This window comes from Neisseria sp. HMSC056A03 (assembly GCF_001815685.1).
GTDB lineage: Bacteria > Pseudomonadota > Gammaproteobacteria > Burkholderiales > Neisseriaceae > Neisseria > Neisseria subflava.
Map to the genome: position 1 here is coordinate 1 of NZ_KV821662.1, position 2,974 is coordinate 2,974.

At 47.3% G+C, this 2,974-nt stretch carries 3 protein-coding genes; 2 read left to right on the forward strand and 1 reads right to left on the reverse strand.

Annotated elements, in window-relative coordinates; genetic code table 11:
- The coding region (locus tag HMPREF3052_RS10245) for a YadA family autotransporter adhesin (protein WP_283126979.1) at positions 1-856 on the forward strand (856 nt) is incomplete at its 5' end.
- Between the two features lie 239 nt (positions 857-1,095).
- On the opposite strand, the gene dusA is transcribed toward HMPREF3052_RS10245, so the two are convergent.
- Positions 1,096-2,106, reverse strand: coding sequence for a tRNA dihydrouridine(20/20a) synthase DusA (gene dusA, locus HMPREF3052_RS10250; RefSeq protein ID WP_141756642.1), 1,011 nt, complete (start codon positions 2,104-2,106; stop codon positions 1,096-1,098).
- Between the two features lie 211 nt (positions 2,107-2,317).
- Between dusA and HMPREF3052_RS10255 the strand changes: the two genes are divergently transcribed.
- Complete coding sequence (locus HMPREF3052_RS10255; protein WP_070749740.1) at positions 2,318-2,938, forward strand: L-threonylcarbamoyladenylate synthase; 621 nt, start codon at positions 2,318-2,320, stop codon at positions 2,936-2,938.
- The last annotated feature ends 36 nt before the right edge of the window (positions 2,939-2,974 follow it).

Consider the following 2,974-nt stretch of genomic DNA (forward strand, 5'->3'; position numbering starts at 1 on the left):
TACCGGCGCAACTGGTGCTACCGGCGCAACCGGCGCAACTGGTGCTACTGGTGCAACTGGCGCCAAAGGTGATACCGGTGAAAACGGTAAGTCTGCTGAAGGTAAAGTTGAGCGTGATGAAGCTAAAGGTATTTCTACCATTACTATCAACAACTTCGATAAAGACGGTAAAGTCATCTCTACTACTACTGCAACCGTGAAAGACGGTAAAGACGGTAAAGATGCTGATGGCACCTTCGGTCTGGTTGACGAGACTGGTACTACTGACGGCTCTATCTCCAAAAAACTGAATAACACTATTCAGATTAAAGGTGATGCGGGTACTAAAGTTCAAGTATTCGACAAAGCAACCGGTAAGACTTCAGAGAAAGAAGTTCAAAACATCTTCGTTAAGAAAGACGGCGATGCGCTGAAAGCCAGCTTGAACCCTGATCTGACCGTTAACAGTGTTACTACTAATGAACTGAAGGCAGGTCCTGTAACCATCAACAAAGATGGTATCGATGCCGGCAACACTACTATTAAAAATGTTGCTCCAGGTAAGAACGGTACCGATGCGGTTAACGTTGACCAGCTGAACCAAAAATTCGGCGATGTGAACAGCAGTGTGAACAAGGTTGACAACAACGCCCGCGCAGGTGTGGCTCAAGCTCTGGCTACTGCCGGTCTGCCACAAGCTTACTTGCCAGGTAAGAGCATGCTGGCTATCGGTGGCAGTCACTACCGCGGTGAAACCGGTTACGCTGTCGGCCTCTCTAGCATCTCCGATGGTGGTCACTGGATCATCAAAGGTACTGCTTCCGGCAACTCACGTGGTCACTTCGGTGCTACCGTAGCAGTTGGTTACCAATGGTAATCTGACTTTCAGACGGCCTGAAAAGGCCGTCTGAAAAGACGAAGTAAAGTAAATGCGGCCTAATTTAGGCCGCATTTTTTTATGCTTAGATTATGTGTTGGTTTTATTCGATGAATTAATCGTTATAGTAGCTAAAGAGAAAATGAATATATCTTTAGCAATCTGTTGCAATGTGAAAGGCCGTCTGAAACATCATTTGATGTTTCAGACGGCCTTTCATTTATTCACACTATACGCCATTAATCCCAAATATTTGCGCGTTCTACTTCTTTCCATGCGTCTAGAATCAGGCTGCCGTCGTTGTCTTTTAGCAAGGTGGCATCTGAGAGCATACGGCGCCAAGTGCGGGCATTTTTTAGGCCGTGCATTAAGCCTAGTGCATGGCGGACGATATGGCGTAGGATGGTACCGCGCCCTGAGGCGATTTGTTCGCGGCTGTATGCGTATAGCCAAGCTGCTAAATCTGCGTATTGGATTGGTGCATGTGTGTTGTTGTAAAACAGTGCATCCCAATCGCGCATCAGCATCGGATTGTGATAAGCCTCGCGCCCGATCATGACGCCGTCGACAAATTTCAGATGTTCGGCGATTTCTTCATTGGTGGTGATGCCGCCGTTAATCAAAATTTCTAAGTCGGGGAACTCTTGTTTCAAACGGTAGACGTATTCATATTTGAGTGGCGGAACTTCACGGTTTTCTTTCGGGGATAAACCGTCCAGCCAAGCATTACGCGCATGGACGATAAATGTGCGGCAGGCTGTTTTTTCACGAAGCGTGCCTACAAAATCTGCCACGACTTGATATTCTGTTTGTCTATCTACGCCGATGCGGTGTTTGACTGTTACCGGAATTTCAACTACATCCTGCATCGCGTTCAAACAATCTGCCACCAAATCTACATCATTCATCAGGCAAGCGCCGAAAGCGCCTTTTTGTACGCGTGGGCTGGGGCAGCCGCAATTTAGGTTGACTTCATTATAGCCATATGTCTCAGCCGCTTTGGCAGCGATTGCCAAGTCATGCGGATCTGAGCCGCCAAGCTGTAAAGCGACCGGTTGCTCGCCTTCGTTGAAACTCAAGAAGCGGTCTTTATCTCCGTAAACCACTGCGCCTGAATTGACCATTTCGCTATACAGCCAAGCATTGCGTGTAATTTGTCGCGCCATAAAGCGATAGTGTCTGTCTGTCCAATCAAGCATAGGTGCGACAGATAAGCGGCGGGAAGGTAGGGAAGAGGCAGACATTGAGATGACTTTCAAACAAAATAACGCATTATATAGCGTATTAAATTGACTTTCGATATCGGCCGATAAATCAAAATGATATATAAGGTATCACTGGGTGCAGCTGTGTTGTAGCTGAGGCTAAATCCATTCATAGTGGTGGAAATCCAATATTCAGACGGCCAAATAAGTTTTAAAATGTCAAACAACAAACCATTAGAATGATAAGGAAAAAAACATGGCACAATTTTTCGCCATCCATCCCGATAATCCCCAAGACCGCCTCATCAAGCAAGCCGCCGATATTGTCCGCAGTGGCGGTGTTATCGTTTACCCTACGGATTCCTGCTATGCGCTTGGCTGCAAACTCGGCGACAAAAACGCGATGGAGCGCATTCTCACGATTCGCAAAATCGATCAAAAACACCATCTGACCCTGATGTGTGCCGATTTGAGCGAATTGGGTACTTACGCCAAAGTAGATAATGCCCAATTCCGCCAGCTTAAAGCAGCTACGCCCGGCAGCTACACCTTTATCCTGCAGGCAACCAAAGAAGTACCGAATCGCACGCTTCACCCCAAACGCAAAACCATCGGCCTGCGTGTTCCCAATAACGCCACTGCTTTGGCACTTTTGCAAGAGTTGGGCGAACCTATTTTAAGTTGCACCCTCATGCTGCCCGAAGACGACGAGCCATTGACCGATCCATACGAAATCCGAGACCGTCTTGAGCATGCTGTTGATTTGGTTATTGATGGCGGCTGGTGCGGTACTGAGCCGACGACGGTTATCGATATGACCGATGGTACTGAGCTGATTCGTCAAGGCAAGGGCGATATTGCCGTATTCGGCTTGTAAAACTATTTGTAGAAACTAGTAGCGTTGTTTACAGTA

Coding starts and splice junctions, on each gene's coding strand:
- HMPREF3052_RS10255 (WP_070749740.1), top strand. CDS start 2,318: ATGGCACAATTTTTCGCCATCCATCCCGATAATCCCCAAGACCGCCTC.